General features: G+C 42.8%; 16 protein-coding genes. 14 read left to right on the top strand and 2 right to left on the bottom strand.

Annotation, left to right across the window (positions count from 1 at the left end):
* The 6 genes from lpxD (at position 1) to BZL35_RS01185 (ending at position 5031) form a co-directional block, all read left to right on the top strand.
* Positions 1-1059 (top strand): UDP-3-O-(3-hydroxymyristoyl)glucosamine N-acyltransferase, encoded by a 1059-nt coding sequence (gene lpxD / locus BZL35_RS01210; RefSeq protein WP_106182085.1) that lies wholly within the window; start codon positions 1-3, stop codon positions 1057-1059.
* On the top strand, positions 1056-1520 hold the full coding sequence (fabZ, locus tag BZL35_RS01205; protein WP_106182082.1) for a 3-hydroxyacyl-ACP dehydratase FabZ: 465 nt from the start codon (positions 1056-1058) through the stop codon (positions 1518-1520). The genes lpxD and fabZ overlap by 4 nt, the downstream gene beginning before the upstream one ends.
* A gap of 18 nt (positions 1521-1538) precedes the next feature.
* On the top strand, positions 1539-2330 hold the full coding sequence (lpxA, locus tag BZL35_RS01200) for an acyl-ACP--UDP-N-acetylglucosamine O-acyltransferase (RefSeq protein ID WP_106182080.1): 792 nt from the start codon (positions 1539-1541) through the stop codon (positions 2328-2330).
* Between the two features lie 52 nt (positions 2331-2382).
* Positions 2383-3516: a lipid-A-disaccharide synthase gene (gene lpxB / locus BZL35_RS01195; RefSeq protein WP_106182078.1), complete on the top strand. Its 1134-nt coding sequence runs from the start codon at positions 2383-2385 to the stop codon at positions 3514-3516.
* Between the two features lie 63 nt (positions 3517-3579).
* Entirely contained in the window at positions 3580-4173 is a 594-nt protein-coding gene (gene rnhB, locus BZL35_RS01190; RefSeq protein ID WP_106182076.1) for a ribonuclease HII, read from the top strand.
* Between the two features lie 75 nt (positions 4174-4248).
* Positions 4249-5031 carry a TrmH family RNA methyltransferase gene (locus BZL35_RS01185; protein ID WP_106182074.1) on the top strand — a complete coding sequence of 261 codons (783 nt, stop codon included), beginning with the start codon at positions 4249-4251 and terminating at the stop codon, positions 5029-5031.
* Between the two features lie 32 nt (positions 5032-5063).
* Here the strand turns inward: BZL35_RS01185 and ppsR are convergent, their stop codons facing one another.
* Complete coding sequence (ppsR, locus tag BZL35_RS01180) at positions 5064-5912, bottom strand: posphoenolpyruvate synthetase regulatory kinase/phosphorylase PpsR (protein ID WP_106182072.1); 849 nt, start codon at positions 5910-5912, stop codon at positions 5064-5066.
* Between the two features lie 270 nt (positions 5913-6182).
* Here ppsR and ppsA point away from each other — a divergent pair, with 270 nt between their 5' ends.
* The 3 genes from ppsA (at position 6183) to BZL35_RS01165 (ending at position 10033) form a co-directional block, all read left to right on the top strand.
* On the top strand, positions 6183-8570 hold the full coding sequence (gene ppsA / locus BZL35_RS01175; protein ID WP_106182070.1) for a phosphoenolpyruvate synthase: 2388 nt from the start codon (positions 6183-6185) through the stop codon (positions 8568-8570).
* 67 nt (positions 8571-8637) lie between these two features.
* Complete coding sequence (locus BZL35_RS01170; RefSeq protein WP_106182067.1) at positions 8638-9057, top strand: NfeD family protein; 420 nt, start codon at positions 8638-8640, stop codon at positions 9055-9057.
* A gap of 49 nt (positions 9058-9106) precedes the next feature.
* Positions 9107-10033, top strand: coding sequence for an SPFH domain-containing protein (locus BZL35_RS01165; RefSeq protein WP_106182064.1), 927 nt, complete (start codon positions 9107-9109; stop codon positions 10031-10033).
* On the opposite strand, the gene smpB is transcribed toward BZL35_RS01165, so the two are convergent.
* Positions 10030-10479, bottom strand: a complete 450-nt coding sequence (smpB, locus tag BZL35_RS01160; RefSeq protein ID WP_106182062.1) for an SsrA-binding protein SmpB — start codon at positions 10477-10479, stop codon at positions 10030-10032. The genes BZL35_RS01165 and smpB overlap by 4 nt on opposite strands.
* A 119-nt stretch (positions 10480-10598) precedes the next feature.
* On the opposite strand from smpB, the gene BZL35_RS01155 reads away from it, so the two are divergent.
* The 5 genes from BZL35_RS01155 to guaA all read left to right on the top strand — a co-directional run bounded on the left by BZL35_RS01155 (position 10599) and on the right by guaA (position 14993).
* Positions 10599-11036 carry a type II toxin-antitoxin system RatA family toxin gene (locus BZL35_RS01155; RefSeq protein ID WP_106182059.1) on the top strand — a complete coding sequence of 146 codons (438 nt, stop codon included), beginning with the start codon at positions 10599-10601 and terminating at the stop codon, positions 11034-11036.
* A 2-nt stretch (positions 11037-11038) separates the two neighbouring features.
* On the top strand, positions 11039-11374 hold the full coding sequence (locus BZL35_RS01150; RefSeq protein ID WP_106182056.1) for an RnfH family protein: 336 nt from the start codon (positions 11039-11041) through the stop codon (positions 11372-11374).
* 108 nt (positions 11375-11482) lie between these two features.
* A complete protein-coding gene (gene guaB / locus BZL35_RS01145) occupies positions 11483-12943 on the top strand; it encodes an IMP dehydrogenase (protein ID WP_106182054.1) in 1461 nt (486 codons plus the stop codon).
* Between the two features lie 6 nt (positions 12944-12949).
* Complete coding sequence (locus BZL35_RS01140; protein WP_106182052.1) at positions 12950-13339, top strand: hypothetical protein; 390 nt, start codon at positions 12950-12952, stop codon at positions 13337-13339.
* 76 nt (positions 13340-13415) lie between these two features.
* Entirely contained in the window at positions 13416-14993 is a 1578-nt protein-coding gene (guaA, locus tag BZL35_RS01135) for a glutamine-hydrolyzing GMP synthase (RefSeq protein ID WP_106182049.1), read from the top strand.
* Positions 14994-15014 lie beyond the last annotated feature (21 nt).

The following is a 15014-nucleotide window of genomic DNA, read 5'->3' as shown; positions in this document are numbered from 1 at the left end:
ATGTCTGTTACGCTGGATGAAATTATTGCTCGCTTCGGTGGCAAGTTAATCGGTGAAGGTACGATCGAGGTTGATGGTTTGGCTCCGATAGATAGTGCAACAATGTCTCAACTTTCATTCCTTTCGAACCCGTTATACTTTGCACAGATACCGAATTCAAGAGCTGGTGCAATTATCATTTCACATGCTGATTTCGATAAAATCGTAGGCCATGATAACCGAAGTTGGATCATTGCTTCAAATCCCTATGCCTACTTTGCACGCGTCGCACAGATGTTTTCGGAAATTCTTCAACCTATTTTTTTGCCAAAAATTCATCCAAGCGCTGTTATTGATGCAAGTGCTGTAATTCCGACAACAGTGAGTATTGGACCTAATACTGTAATAGAGGCTAATGTACGTTTGGGGCAGCGGGTACGTATCCTAGGCAATGTATTTATCGGGCAGGGGAGCAACATCGATGATGATGTTCTGCTATATCCTAACTGTACGCTGTACCACAGCACTGTCATTGGTGCTCGCTGTATAATTCACGCGGGAGCAGTAATTGGCTCTGATGGTTTTGGATTCGCACCTGATTTTACCGTTACTGGTAAAGAATGGATAAAAATCCCGCAGGTTGGGCGTGCTCTGATCGGCGATGATGTTGAAATTGGAGCATCGACTTCTATCGACCGTGGAACGATGGCTGACACTGTGATCGAGAAAGGATGCAAAATCGACAATCAAGTACAGATTGGCCATAACGTTCGTATCGGTGCATATACGGTAATTGCTGGTTGTACAGGGATTGCTGGTAGCAGTACGATCGGACGTTATTGTATGATTGGGGGTGCGGTTGGAGTTGCTGGGCACATCACCATTGGTGATCGCGTCATTGTCACTGGTAAATCAAGTGTGTCGAAATCAATTTCAGGACCGGGTATTTTCACTAGCATGTTTCCTGCAATGCCTAACGCAGACTGGAACAAGAACGCGGCGATCATGCGTAATCTCCATAAGATGCGGGATCGTTTACGTAGGCTTGAAGCTACTGTTAAAAAATTGCAAGATAAATGAACCAGAACACCATCAATATCGATATTCACAAGATTCTAAAACTGCTACCGCACCGCTATCCAATGTTGATGGTTGATCGTGTAGTCAAGCTAGAACCACATAAAAACATTAAGGTGATTAAAAATGTAACCATTAACGAGCCATATTTTGTTGGTCATTATCCGCAGCGTCCAGTCATGCCAGGTGTATTAATTGTTGAAGCACTTGCGCAAGCTGCCGCCTTATTAGCCTTCTCTGAAGAGTCGGTGCATGACGAGAATACACTCTATTATTTTGTCGGAATCGAGAATGTTCGTTTCAAGCGACCTGTCCAACCAGGCGACCAATTAAGCCTTTCAGTCGACTACATCAGCTCGAAATGCGGTTTCTTCAAATTCAAAGGTCAGGCAATGGTTGAGAGTACGATCGCTGCCGAAGCTGAGTTCATGTGTATGGTAAAAAAAAATGACACTGACAAATAATTAGTTCGATGATATTACATGGCGAATATTCATTCCACCGCGGTGGTTGACCCAAAAGCACAGCTGGGAGATGACGTGATTGTCGGACCTTATTCTGTAATCGGCCCGAATGTCACTATTGCCTCTGGCTCGCAGATTGGTTCGCATAGTATTATTGAAGGTCATACGACCCTGGGAAAAGGAAATAAAATCGGTCACTTTTCAGTGATTGGCGGTAATCCACAGGATATGAAGTATGCTGGTGAGCCAACGCGACTCGTCATCGGTGAGCGCAACATGATTCGCGAGTATGTGACAATCCATACCGGCACGATACAAGATAATGGATTAACAACCGTTGGAAGCGGCAACTGGATCATGGCGTATGTACACATCGCTCATGACTGTCGTATTGGTAATCATGCGGTACTTTCCAATAATGCTCAGTTAGCTGGACATGTCCATGTAGGAGACTGGGCAATTATCGGTGGCATGACTGGAGTACACCAGTTCGTTCGTATCGGTTCACATGCTATGGTTGGAGGAGCCTCTGTGCTTGTGCAAGATGTTCCTCCTTTCATAACTGTTTCAGGCAATCGTGCTACACCGTATGGAATTAACGTAGAGGGACTACGTCGTCGCGGATATTCAACTGATGTGATAACTGCTTTACGTGGCGTCTATAAGTTACTATATAAAAGCGGTTTAAGGCTTGAAGAAGCCAAGAAGAAGATTGACTCTATTGCGTCACTCGAAACACCGGTTGTATCTCAAGAGATTCGTGGATTCCTCGATTTCTTGGGTATGGCAACACGAGGGATTGTAAGGTGAGGTTCATCGCATAGTGGTACATTTGAATCGAATCGGTGAAAGGACTTTGGCTATGGTCGCTGGAGAGTTATCCGGCGATTTAATCGCTGGAAGTGTACTTAAGGGTCTCAAGGCGCGTTGGCCGGCGGATTTTATCTACACAGGAATTGGTGGCCCACACATGGGCGAGCAGGGTTTTAACTCTTTATGGCCAATCAGTAAGCTTTCTCTGATGGGTTACGTTGAGTTGATTAAGCACATTCCAGAAATTCTTTTAATCCGTCATCGATTACGTAAGCGCTGGTTGATTGATAAACCGCTTGGCTTTGTCGGTGTTGATGCTCCAGATTTTAACTTTGATCTTGAAATAGCGATGCGTGAGGCGGGTGTACCGACGATTCATTTCGTCAGCCCATCCATTTGGGCATGGCGTAGCGGTCGTATTAAAAAGATCAAACGGGCTGTTGATCACATGCTGTGCTTATTTCCATTTGAAGTTGAGATTTACAAACATGCTGGCATTGACGCCACATTTGTTGGTCATCCGTTAGCCGACAAAATCCCCATAGTACCAGATGTGGCTAGTGCCCGTGCCAAACTAGGATTGACGGGTGATGGACCGATTATCGCAATTTTGCCAGGGAGCCGTGTCTCAGAAGTAGAGCGTCTTGCTCCAATTTTCTTCGCAGCAATGAAACTATTGGCAGTCCGTGAACCTGGTATTCATTTTGTTTTACCAGTGGCAACATCAAGTCTATACAGCATATTGCAACCTTTGTTGAATAAGTATGACGAATTATCTCTGAGTGTAGTAGACGGTCGTTCGCATATTGCGATAGAGGCTTCAGATATTGTCCTTTTAGCGAGTGGTACCGCAACATTAGAAGCAGCGTTATACAAAAAACCGATGGTGATTTCTTACAAGGTTCTCTGGATTAGTGCTCAAATTATGAAGCGTCAAGGCTATTTGCCTTACGTTGGGCTACCTAATATTCTTTTAGATGAATTTGTGGTGCCAGAATTTTTACAAGATTTTGCAACACCGCAGGCCTTATGTACTGCTGTCTTGAAGCAATTGCAAGATTTCGGATTGCGTGATTCGTTACGCGAACGTTTCACACACTTGCATTTAGCTCTTCGTCATGGGACAGCCGATCGATCTGCAGAGATAATCGATCATGTTTTACGTAAAAAAAAGCGTTTATAAGTCAAAAATCACTCCCCTCGAAGTAATCTGATAGCGAACCGCCCACACTTTGACATAACTAAAATGACATTAGAGATTTCAACTACTACCAATAATACAGCGTTCACATGTGGTGTTGATGAAGTAGGGCGAGGTTCATTAGCAGGCCCAGTCGTGACAGCAGCAGTCATCCTCAACCCTGCGCGGTTAATTAAAGGATTAGCTGACTCGAAAAAATTGAGTAAGAAACGACGCGAAGCTTTATTCGAGGAAATCACTCAAAAAACAATAGATATTTCAATCGGTGAGGCGTCTGTAGAAGAGATTGACAAGCTAAATATATTTCATGCTACTTTGCTGGCGATGCAGCGTGCAGTAGCTGGGTTGTTGTTTCAACCTCTACTGGTTTTGATTGACGGAAATCGTTGCCCAGAATTAAAGATGCGCGCAGAGGCTATCGTCAAAGGCGATAATACAGTTCCTGTCATCTCAGCAGCTTCCATCGTAGCAAAGGTAATGCGCGATCGTCAGTTAGCTTTTTTACATCATCAATTTCCACAATATGGTTTCGATAAGAACTCGGGTTACGGTACAGAACAGCACCTTGAGGCGCTTCGTCTATATGGCCCAACACCTCATCACCGCCGTTCATTTTCACCAGTCCGCAAAAGTTTTTGATAGATTTAGCCAGACGCTGCGTTCATTCGTTTTGATAACATCGATTCAATTGTTTATCGGATTCTGAATAATTTCATGAAACTCATCAGCTCGAAGGATAACAGTTTTTATAAATATCTAAAGCACTTGGCAACGTCGAGTCAACAACGCAGTAAGACAGGTCAAACGTTGATTGAAGGCATCCACTTAGCGGATGCTTATCTGGATATATTTGGACAACCACTCTTTTGCATCGTTTCAGAGAGAGCCGTAAATATTCCTGAAGTGACCACAATATTGTCACGAGTTGATCCAACGTTACGTATTTGTTTGTCCGAATCGTTATTCGAATCGTTGTCTACGTTAGTCAATAGCCTAACCTTGCTCTGCTTGATTGAAATCCCATTGCCGAAAATGCCGAAGCAACAAAAATCGGATTGCGTAATTCTCGATGCCGTTCAAGATACAGGCAACGTCGGCTCTATTTTGCGCACCGCAGCAGCAGCAGGAGTGCGTGACATTTTTTGTACGCCGGGTACAGCTCTGGTTTGGTCGAGCAAGGTTTTACGTGCAGGGATGGGTGCCCATTTTATCCTGAACATCGTAGAACATTGCTCAGTAAAAAATTTAGCTCCATGCTTGAGCTTGCCCTTAATAGCGACTAGCCTACAAGCAAAAACTTCAATCTATCAACAAGATCTCACTGTACCCGTGGCATGGATATTTGGCAATGAAGGCAAAGGTGTATCAGATGCTTGGCTTTATCACGTCGACAATCGCCTAAAAATTCCGCAATCAGTTGGCATAGACTCCTTAAATGTTGCCGCTTGTGCCGCAATTTGTCTCTTCGAGGCACTACGTCAACGTAAATGGACATAAAAAAAGAAAAGACCAATTTCTTATATCAATAGTCACTCTCTCTGTTCTAATTTAATTTCTTGCAGAATGGTCGTTGCGATCTCTTCAATTGACTTATGGGTAGATGATAACCATTTAATGCCTTCGCGACGCATCATAACCTCAGCCTCATTAACTTCATATCGACAATTTTCCAATGAGGCATATTTACTGCCAGGACGGCGCTCATTCCGAATTTCAGATAAACGCCCGGGATCGATTGATAGCCCAAATATTTTTTCCTTGAATTGATCTAGCGTGGATGGCAATCGCCGTCGTATGAAATCCTCCGGAATGAGTGGATAGTTCGCAGCTTTTACTCCATATTGCAAAGCAAGATATAAACTCGTTGGCGTTTTTCCACTGCGAGAAACTCCCAGCAAAATCACATCTGCGCTCCGCAAATTTTTGTTAGATTGACCATCGTCGTGTGCTAAGGAAAAATTGATAGCTTCAATACGATTTCGATAAGCATCGCTATCTGCATTTTGGTGAACTAACCCAATCGCATGTGTTGATTTAAGATTCAGTTCTATTTCTAAAGGTTCAATAAATGTCTGGAACATATCCAGAACTAACCCTTCTGTTTTTCTAACAACCGTGTTTGTTTGACTATCTACCAAAGTAGTAAATACGATGGGACGAACACCATCAGTCCAAAATATTTCATTGATCCGTTGTGCTACTTCATGTGCTTTATCAAGTGAATCAATGAAAGGCACGCGAATCTGACGAAAACGCATTTCGAATTGTGCCAAAATTGAATGAGCAAATGTCTCGGCGGTAATACCAGTCCCGTCAGACACAATAAAAACTGTCCGTGGTAAGGATAGCGTTATGATAGATTGGCTTTCATCGCTCATTGTAGGCAGACGTTTTCGCTTTGATTTCGCACAAGGGTACTTTGCACGGTAGAATAACTGCAACTTATTGGATAAGCAATTGTGTATCCACCATACTGTGGTGGTTTTGACGATATGATGACAGAGATATTATTTCGTCCCATTCTGGCATGTCATCAAATTTAATTTAAATTCACTGAAGTGGAATATATCTGGCGCGATGATTTATCCAACAGGTGAAGGGATCTTGTATCCCATACTGAAGATTTTTTTTTACTTTTGGGGAATTTTATGAGTAACGCAGTACATGATGGCACCTACGTAGTGTCATTTGAGAATTTGCGGATGACGGATATTGAATCGGTTGGCGGTAAAAACGCGTCACTTGGTGAAATGATTAGCCAACTCACTAACTCTGGAATTAGGGTGCCTGGCGGATTTGCTACTACCGCGTTTGCCTTCAGAGAATTTCTCAACTATAACCATTTGACTGATCTTATTGCACAACGCCTTGATGGTCTTAACATTGACAATCTCCAGTCCCTAGCTAAAGCTGGAAAGGAGATTCGACAATGGATTATCGATGCACCATTGCAACCAAAACTAGAATCTGAAATCCGTTTGCAATTTGCCACCGCAACCAAAGACCTCAAAGGTGAAATTTCGTTTGCGGTGCGTTCATCAGCAACTGCAGAAGATCTGCCAGATGCCTCCTTTGCAGGACAGCAAGAAAGCTATTTAAACGTAGTAGGTATTGATGCAATACTCGATCGTATAAAACACGTTTTTGCTTCTCTTTATAACGATCGTGCCATTTCCTATAGAGTTCACAAGGGCTTCACACACGCCGAAGTTGCTCTGTCCGCTGGCGTTCAGCGTATGGTGCGTTCGGATTGCGGAGCATCTGGTGTTATGTTCACTATCGACACTGAATCCGGTTTCGAGGATGTTGTTTTCATTACAGCGAACTATGGTCTTGGAGAAACAGTTGTACAAGGAGCAGTTAATCCCGATGAATTCTATGTCTTCAAACCGATGTTAGAAAAAGGGAAATATCCGATTATTCGTCGCACAATCGGGTCGAAACTTTTGAAAATGGAATTCACATCTGAAAGAGAGCAGGGATATGTCAAAACAGTTGATGTACCTCTAGAAATGAGAAACCGTTACTCTATCGATGATAATGATTGTATTGAGCTAGCCAAGTATGCGCTAATCATCGAAAAACATTATGGATCTCCAATGGATATTGAATGGGGGAAAGATGGTCGAGATGGCAAGATATACATCTTGCAAGCTCGACCAGAAACGGTAAAAAGCCAGGTCATTGGAAAAATTGAGCAACGTTTTAAGTTAAAAGAGCAAGCTCCCATTTTGACATCGGGACGTGCAATCGGTCAGAAAATTGGAGCTGGTTCCGTGCGTGTAGTTCATGATCCAAGCGAAATGGAGCGTGTTCAGCCTGGGGATGTTCTCGTCGCTGATATGACCAATCCTAACTGGGAACCTCTCATGAAGAGAGCTTCGGCCATTGTCACCAATCGTGGTGGCCGAACCTGTCATGCGGCTATAATTGCCCGGGAACTTGGTGTGACAGCGGTGGTTGGTTGTGGTGATGCGACTGAAGTACTGAAGGATGGTTCGCTTGTCACCGTATCGTGTGCGGAAGGGGACGAAGGCAAAGTTTACGATGGTCTTTTGGAAACAGAAGTGACCGAAATTGAACGCGGTGAAATGCCAAAAATTCCAATCAAAATTATGATGAACGTAGGTAATCCACAATTAGCCTTTGATTTTGCAAAATTGCCAAATGATGGTCTCGGTTTAGCGCGTCTTGAATTTATTATCAATAATAATATCGGTATCCACCCGCGCGCGATTCTCGAATACCCTAATATTGATCTCGCCCTTAAGAAGGCTGTCGAATCTGTTGCGCGAGGTCACGCGTCGCCCCGTGCATTTTATATTGCTAAACTAGCGGAGGGTATTGCAACGATTGCTGCGGCCTTCTATCCGAAGAAGGTAATCGTTCGTCTGTCCGACTTCAAATCCAACGAATACAAAAAACTTATCGGCGGTTCGCGTTATGAACCAGATGAAGAAAATCCGATGCTTGGATTCCGCGGTGCCTCACGCTACATTTCGGAAGACTTCGCGATGGCCTTCCAAATGGAGTGCCTTGCATTAAAGCGTGTACGTGATGAAATGGGGTTATCAAATGTTGAAATCATGGTCCCATTTATTAGAACATTAGAACAAGCTGAAAGTGTCATCGCGCTTTTAGCTGAAAATGGTCTTAAGCGTGGTGAAAACGATCTACGTCTCATCATGATGTGCGAGGTACCTTCTAACGCGATTCTCGCTGACCAATTTCTTGAGTATTTCGATGGTTTCTCGATTGGTTCTAATGACCTCACGCAACTGACGCTAGGCCTTGATAGAGATTCTGGCATAGAATTACTGGCCAATGATTTCGATGAACGTGATCCTGCCGTGCGCTTTATGCTGAGTCGTGCCATTCAGGCATGTCGCAAAAAGGGGAAATATGTTGGAATCTGTGGTCAAGGACCATCCGATCATCCAGATTTAGCAAAATGGTTGGTTAAGGAAGGTATTGATTCTATCTCGTTGAATCCCGATACCGTTATTGATACCTGGCGTGAAATTGCAAAAAACTAGGTAATATATTTTTAATATTGTAGTCCCGGAATTTTCAGGGACTACAATATTTCATAGAGGAAACTCCATGGAATATCTATTACTTTGGTTAGAGATGGCAGGATTAGTCGTAGTGTTCGAACTTCTGTCCGGTACGCTATACCTGCTCATGCTTGCGTTTAGTATGTTGGCGGGAGGTCTGGTCGCATTATTGGGTTTCGATTGGGAAACTCAAGTCATTATCGCTACGTTGATTTCTGTAATTTTTGTTTTTCTTTTGCAACGTAGTAAATTTGGTCAATTAATTAAATTAGATGTCACAAAAGACCCACGTATAAATCTAGATATTGGACAACGTTTGTATATTGAGACCTGGCTAAAAGACAACCGAGCCAGGGCGATCTACCGAGGTACTGAGTGGGATGTCGAATTACTACCTGGGAAAGTAGCCCACACCGGTTGGTTTGAAATTCGTGAAGTACGTGGTAATCTTCTCCTTGTAGCATAGACACTTATATAATAAAACGCGCTGTACGCGTTTCCTCGAGTGAGAGTACATGTTTGATTTTTCAAATTTTGCAGTTATTCTTTTTATTATCGTCTTCATCATCGCGTCACGTTCAATTAAGATCGTGCCACAACAGCATGCTTTAGTAATAGAGCGTCTCGGTCGTTATCACACAACATTAACGCCAGGTTTATCGATTGTGCTGCCATTTATCGATCGGGTTGCTTACAAACACTTGCTTAAAGAAGTACCGCTCGATGTTCCTAGTCAGATTTGCATCACAAAAGACAACACGCAGCTACAAGTCGATGGAATTCTATATTTTCAAGTAACGGATCCAATGAAAGCATCGTATGGGTCTAGCGATTTCATCATAGCGATTACACAACTAGCACAAACGACATTGCGTAGCGTCATCGGTAAATTAGAGCTTGATAAAACATTTGAGGAGCGAGATATCATCAATCGCAGCATTGTAACTGTACTAGATGGTGCAGCTACTAACTGGGGAGTAAAAGTATTACGTTATGAGATTAAAGATTTGACACCACCCAAGGAAATTCTCCATGCGATGCAGGCACAGATTACTGCTGAGCGCGAGAAGCGCGCCTTGATTGCTGCATCGGAGGGTAAAATGCAAGAGCAAATCAATTTAGCGACAGGGGCTCGTTCAGCAGCAATTCAAAAATCGGAAGGTGAGCGCCAATCGTTGATCAATCAGGCACAAGGTCAAGCATCAGCCATTCTGGCTGTAGCTGATGCTAATGCGCAAGCGATCGAGAAGATCGGCAATGCAATTCAAAAAGAAGGAGGCGCACAGGCCGTGAACCTCAAAGTCGCACAAGACTATGTCGATGCCTTTGCGAAGCTGGCTAAGACCAATAACACATTAATTGTGCCAGGAAATTTTTCTGAAATGAGCGGGATGATTGCTTCGGCACTCGCTATTGTGAAGGGATCAGGAGACAAATCTTAGGTTGAATTGCGGCGTACCAAGCGTGCTTTTTCACGCTCCCAGTCCTGTTTTTTCTTAGTTTCACGTTTATCGTGCATTTTCTTTCCCTTAGCAAGACCAATTTCAACTTTCACAAGACCTTTACTGTAGTGAAGATTAAGTGGAACAAGCGTATATCCACGTTGCTCAACCTTACTGATCAATTTTTTAATTTCGCCAGCCTTGAGCAGTAATTTGCGTGTGCGTACAGAATCCGGGTAAATATGCGTTGACGCAGTACTTAACGGGCTAATATGAGCTCCGATTAAAAAAATCTCATGATTTTTGATGATGACATAACCCTCTTTAATGTGCGCGCGACCCGCACGAATAGCCTTGACCTCCCACCCTTCAAGAACTAATCCAGCTTCGTAGTGTTCTTCAATGAAGTAGTCAAAAAAGGCTTTTTTATTAGAGACGATACTCATTTGGACAAATGACTCAGTTAACTTAAATTCAGGCTACAATAACATGTTTTACAAAGCAAAAAACGGTCTTACCAGAAGCTGGTTGCGCATCAAGAACGAACACACCCTCTCAAAAAATAATGCCAGACATCAATAAAATTGTTATTGTTCATCATCCCGCAGAACAGATGTACAATTTGGTGACCAATGTCGCCGATTATCCCAAATTTTTGCCTTGGTGTGGTGGTGTCGAAGTGCGTCAGCAAGATGAAACAAGCATGGAAGCATCTATTATTATTGACTTCAAGGGGCTAAAACACTCGTTTGCCACCCATAACAAACAAGTTCGGCCATCTCTCATCAAAATGTATTTTGTTGATGGGCCGTTTAAACGATTCTACGGAGAATGGAAATTCATAGAACTTGGTAATGATGCCTGTAAGATCGAATTTCTTTTGCATTACGAATTTTCAAATTTTCTTCTTGAAAAGCTCATTGGTCCGGTATTTTTCTATATTACAAATACATTAGTGGATTCTTTCGTAAAAAGAGCAGACAGAATTTATGTCGGTCAGTAGTTATGTCGGACAGTAGAATTTTTGTACAAGTTTGTTATGCGTTACCTAAGAAACAGATATTACTTGCAGTTCAGTTAAATGCTGTCGGAGCAAATATAGAGAAAGCACTTAAGCATAGTGGCATTTTTACACTCTATCCTGAACTAGAAATATCTAATTTGAATGTTGGCGTATTTGGAAAAATTAAGCCGCTAGATGCCTCAGTAATTGACGGCGATCGCGTCGAAATCTATCGCTCACTAATAGCAGATCCCAAGATAGCACGCCAACTTCGTGTTGAAAAAATGCGCAACACAGGGAAAAAAGAAGACCGTAAATGGCTAGTTAAACGGTGTTAATTTTTATCAAGCTTTGGTTATTGGAAATATCGGAGTGTATTATGTCTTGCTAACCCAAGAATGCTACCGATTTCTGTATAATCGTGTTTTCCGCCTACCGGATTTTTCATGCGTCTGATCCAAAAAGCATTCACTTTTGATGATGTGCTCCTTGTGCCGGCCTATTCTGCCGTTCTCCCACGTGACACCAGTCTAAAAACCAGGTTCACGCGGAATATTTCGTTAAATATTCCGTTGCTTTCAGCTGGTATGGATACGGTGACTGAGTCGCGTCTAGCAATTGCGATGGCACAGCAAGGCGGTATTGGTATCATTCATAAAAACTTCAAGCCAACTGATCAAGCAAAAGAGGTATCAAAAGTAAAACGTTTCGAGTCTGGTGTATTGCGTGATCCAATTACGATTTCACCAAATATTAAAGTGCGTGATGTGATTGCTCTATCCGCTCAGCATGGAATCTCTGGTTTTCCTGTAGTGGAAGGTGCGCAATTAATTGGCATCGTAACCAATCGTGATCTGCGCTTTGAAAATCGTCTTGACGAGCCTGTACGTTCCATCATGACACCTAAAGATAGGCTGGTGACGGTACGCGAAGGCACTTCTCCTGGAGAGGCAGAAAGCCTCATGCACAAACATCGTCTTGAGCGTGTTTTGCTGGTGAATGATGCGTTTGAGTTGCGTGGTTTGATGACCGTTAAAGATATTATGAAGGCAACAGAATACCCTCATGCAACAAAAGACAAAGACGGAAAACTACGTGTTGGTGCAGCCGTTGGAATAGGATTGGATAATGAAGAGCGTATTGAACTATTAGTGGCCGCTGGTGTTGATGTAATCGTTGTTGATACAGCACATGGTCACAGTCAGCGTGTACTCGATCAAGTGCAGTGGGTAAAGAGAAATTTTCCTAGAATCGAGGTTGTGGGTGGTAATATCTCAACAGCCAGTGCTGCATTAGCTCTTTTTGAACATGGTGCTGATGCTGTTAAGGTTGGCATTGGACCAGGCTCCATTTGCACGACAAGGATTGTTGCTGGTGTTGGTGTGCCTCAAATTACGGCGATCGCTAATGTGGCAGAGGCACTCAAAGACAGGGATATTCCACTAATCGCTGATGGAGGAATTCGATATTCTGGTGATATTTCAAAGGCCCTAGCCGCTGGAGCACATACCGTAATGATGGGGAGTATGTTTTCTGGTACTGAAGAAGCACCAGGGGAAGTATTTCTATATCAGGGCCGTTCCTACAAAAATTATCGCGGCATGGGGTCAATCGGCGCGATGCAAGATGGCGCCGCAGACCGTTATTTTCAAGATCCTGCAAATAATTCAGATAAGCTAGTGCCAGAAGGTATCGAGGGTCGAGTGGCTTATAAGGGAAGCGTTCTGGCAATCATACATCAGTTGACAGGGGGTGTTCGCTCATCAATGGGATACCTAGGTTGTACAACGATTGCTGACTTGCATAAAAATGCTGAATTTGTAGAAATTACCGCAGCAGGCATGCGTGAATCTCACGTGCATGACGTGCAAATTATGAAAGAAGCTCCAAACTACCACGTGGAATAACACTTAATGAAGGTAATTCTGCGTACCTTATTATTTTTGAATGCAATACTCAATTTAACGATTGGTCTCCTGTTATTGGCTTCTTTCATTCCTGGATTGTTTATTCGCTTAAATATGCCACCAGCCACACCTGCTTTTTATGGACAACTACTCGGCGTAGCACTTCTAGGATTTGCATGGCTTCAATGCCGTGCAGCAATAAATTCTAAATTGGTAGCTTTAACAGCTTCCATAACTGGTCATGTTAATTGGATTTCAGGTGCAATACTACTTGCCTGGGTAATAGTTTTATATGCTGACCAAATGCTAGCAGGTATTGGGCTGCCTCTATTTGGTACAGTGTTGATTGTGATTGGCGTTTTATTGGTCAAGCTCGCTCATGTCTCTCGCATTTAAAAACATGGCAAAAGTTATTTGCTTGCATATCCTCACAACCTAAAAACATATTCATTCCAAATCTGCAGCTTATAAGATGCACAATAAAATCCTCATTCTCGACTTCGGTTCTCAATTTAGTCAACTCATTGGCCGTCGCATTCGTGAATCTCACGTTTACTGTGAAGTTCATCCTGGTGATGTTTCTGACGAATTCATCCAAAAATTTGCCCCTAAGGGGATCATTCTCTCTGGAAGTCATGCCAGCATCTATGAAAATCAGAGCTTGCGGGCACCAGAAGCAGTGTGGTCATTAGGTGTGCCAGTGCTCGGTATCTGCTATGGCATGTTTTTGATGACTGTTGCTTTAGGTGGAAAGGTTGAAGCCACTTCGCATCGTGAATTTGGCTATGCAGAAGTATGTATCCATGGCAATACACCTCTGCTCAATAACCTTGCTGATTTTTACAGAAAAGATGGCTCTGGAATGCTAAAGGTATGGATGAGTCATGGTGATAAAGTCACACAGATGCCTGAAAAATTTGAGTTAATTGCCTCAACAGCAAACTGTCCAATCGCGGGCATTGCTAATGTCTCCCGTAATTATTATGGTGTGCAATTTCATCCAGAAGTTACCCATACCTTAAAAGGGAGTGAATTTCTGGAACGTTTCATACTCGAGATCGCTGGAGTGAAGCCTGATTGGATCATCAGCGAGCATACCGAAGAAACTATACAAAAAATTCGTGATAAAGTCGGAAACGAGGAAGTAATTCTTGGTTTATCAGGTGGCGTAGATTCGAGTGTGACGGCAGCCTTAATTCAACGCGCGATTGGTAGTCAATTAACATGTGTATTTGTAGACCACGGTCTTTTGCGTAATGAAGAAAAGATGATGATGGATATTTTTAAATGTTTGCATACAAAAGTTGTACATGTTGATGCTTCTAAACAGTTCCTCAGTCAACTAAACGGGATCACTGAACCAGAACAAAAGCGCAAGATTATTGGACGCGAATTTTTAAAAGTATTTCAAAATGAAGCGAAAAAACTCAAAAATGCGAAATGGTTAGCACAAGGGACCATTTATCCTGACGTTATTGAATCAGGTGCAGGAAAGACAAAAAAAGCAAAAACAATCAAAAGTCACCATAATGTCGCTGGACTCCCAGAAACGTTAGGCTTAAAGTTGCTGGAGCCATTACGTTATCTCTTTAAGGATGAAGTGCGTCAGTTGGGTTTGGCATTGGGATTACCACACGATATGATCTATCGTCATCCATTTCCAGGCCCAGGGCTTGGCGTGAGAATTCTTGGTGAAGTAAAATCCGATTATGCTGACTTGTTACGTCATGCTGATGCAATTTTTATTGAAGAATTACGTAATAATGTTGATCCAAATAGTGGGAAAACATGGTACGAAATTACGAGTCAAGCATTCGTTGTATTTCTACCAGTTAAGAGTGTCGGTGTAATGGGTGATGGCCGCACATACGAGTGGGTTGTCGCTTTACGTGCTGTAGAAACGCGAGACTTTATGACAGCCCACTGGGCATATCTTCCACATGAGTTGTTAGGGAAAATATCTAACCGTATTATCAATGAGGTACCTGGTATCAATCGAGTTGTTTATGACATTTCTGGTAAACCGCCTGCAACAATTGAGTGGGAATAATATTATTCTTCTCACAGAAGC

The sequence above is a fragment of the Candidatus Pandoraea novymonadis genome (assembly GCF_003004665.1).
Lineage (GTDB): Bacteria > Pseudomonadota > Gammaproteobacteria > Burkholderiales > Burkholderiaceae > Pandoraea > Pandoraea novymonadis.
This window is presented reverse-complemented; position numbering and strand designations above follow the sequence as displayed.

Bases quoted from the DNA above. Each gene is read 5' to 3' on its own strand.
- lpxD (WP_106182085.1), top strand. From the start codon at position 1: ATGTCTGTTACGCTGGATGAAATTATTGCTCGCTTCGGTGGCAAGTTA.
- fabZ (WP_106182082.1), top strand. From the start codon at position 1,056: ATGAACCAGAACACCATCAATATCGATATTCACAAGATTCTAAAACTG.
- lpxA (WP_106182080.1), top strand. From the start codon at position 1,539: ATGGCGAATATTCATTCCACCGCGGTGGTTGACCCAAAAGCACAGCTG.
- lpxB (WP_106182078.1), top strand. From the start codon at position 2,383: ATGGTCGCTGGAGAGTTATCCGGCGATTTAATCGCTGGAAGTGTACTT.
- rnhB (WP_106182076.1), top strand. From the start codon at position 3,580: ATGACATTAGAGATTTCAACTACTACCAATAATACAGCGTTCACATGT.
- BZL35_RS01185 (WP_106182074.1), top strand. From the start codon at position 4,249: ATGAAACTCATCAGCTCGAAGGATAACAGTTTTTATAAATATCTAAAG.
- ppsR (WP_106182072.1), bottom strand. From the start codon at position 5,912: ATGAGCGATGAAAGCCAATCTATCATAACGCTATCCTTACCACGGACA.
- ppsA (WP_106182070.1), top strand. From the start codon at position 6,183: ATGAGTAACGCAGTACATGATGGCACCTACGTAGTGTCATTTGAGAAT.
- BZL35_RS01170 (WP_106182067.1), top strand. From the start codon at position 8,638: ATGGAATATCTATTACTTTGGTTAGAGATGGCAGGATTAGTCGTAGTG.
- BZL35_RS01165 (WP_106182064.1), top strand. From the start codon at position 9,107: ATGTTTGATTTTTCAAATTTTGCAGTTATTCTTTTTATTATCGTCTTC.
- smpB (WP_106182062.1), bottom strand. From the start codon at position 10,479: ATGAGTATCGTCTCTAATAAAAAAGCCTTTTTTGACTACTTCATTGAA.
- BZL35_RS01155 (WP_106182059.1), top strand. From the start codon at position 10,599: ATGCCAGACATCAATAAAATTGTTATTGTTCATCATCCCGCAGAACAG.
- BZL35_RS01150 (WP_106182056.1), top strand. From the start codon at position 11,039: ATGTCGGACAGTAGAATTTTTGTACAAGTTTGTTATGCGTTACCTAAG.
- guaB (WP_106182054.1), top strand. From the start codon at position 11,483: ATGCGTCTGATCCAAAAAGCATTCACTTTTGATGATGTGCTCCTTGTG.
- BZL35_RS01140 (WP_106182052.1), top strand. From the start codon at position 12,950: ATGAAGGTAATTCTGCGTACCTTATTATTTTTGAATGCAATACTCAAT.
- guaA (WP_106182049.1), top strand. From the start codon at position 13,416: ATGCACAATAAAATCCTCATTCTCGACTTCGGTTCTCAATTTAGTCAA.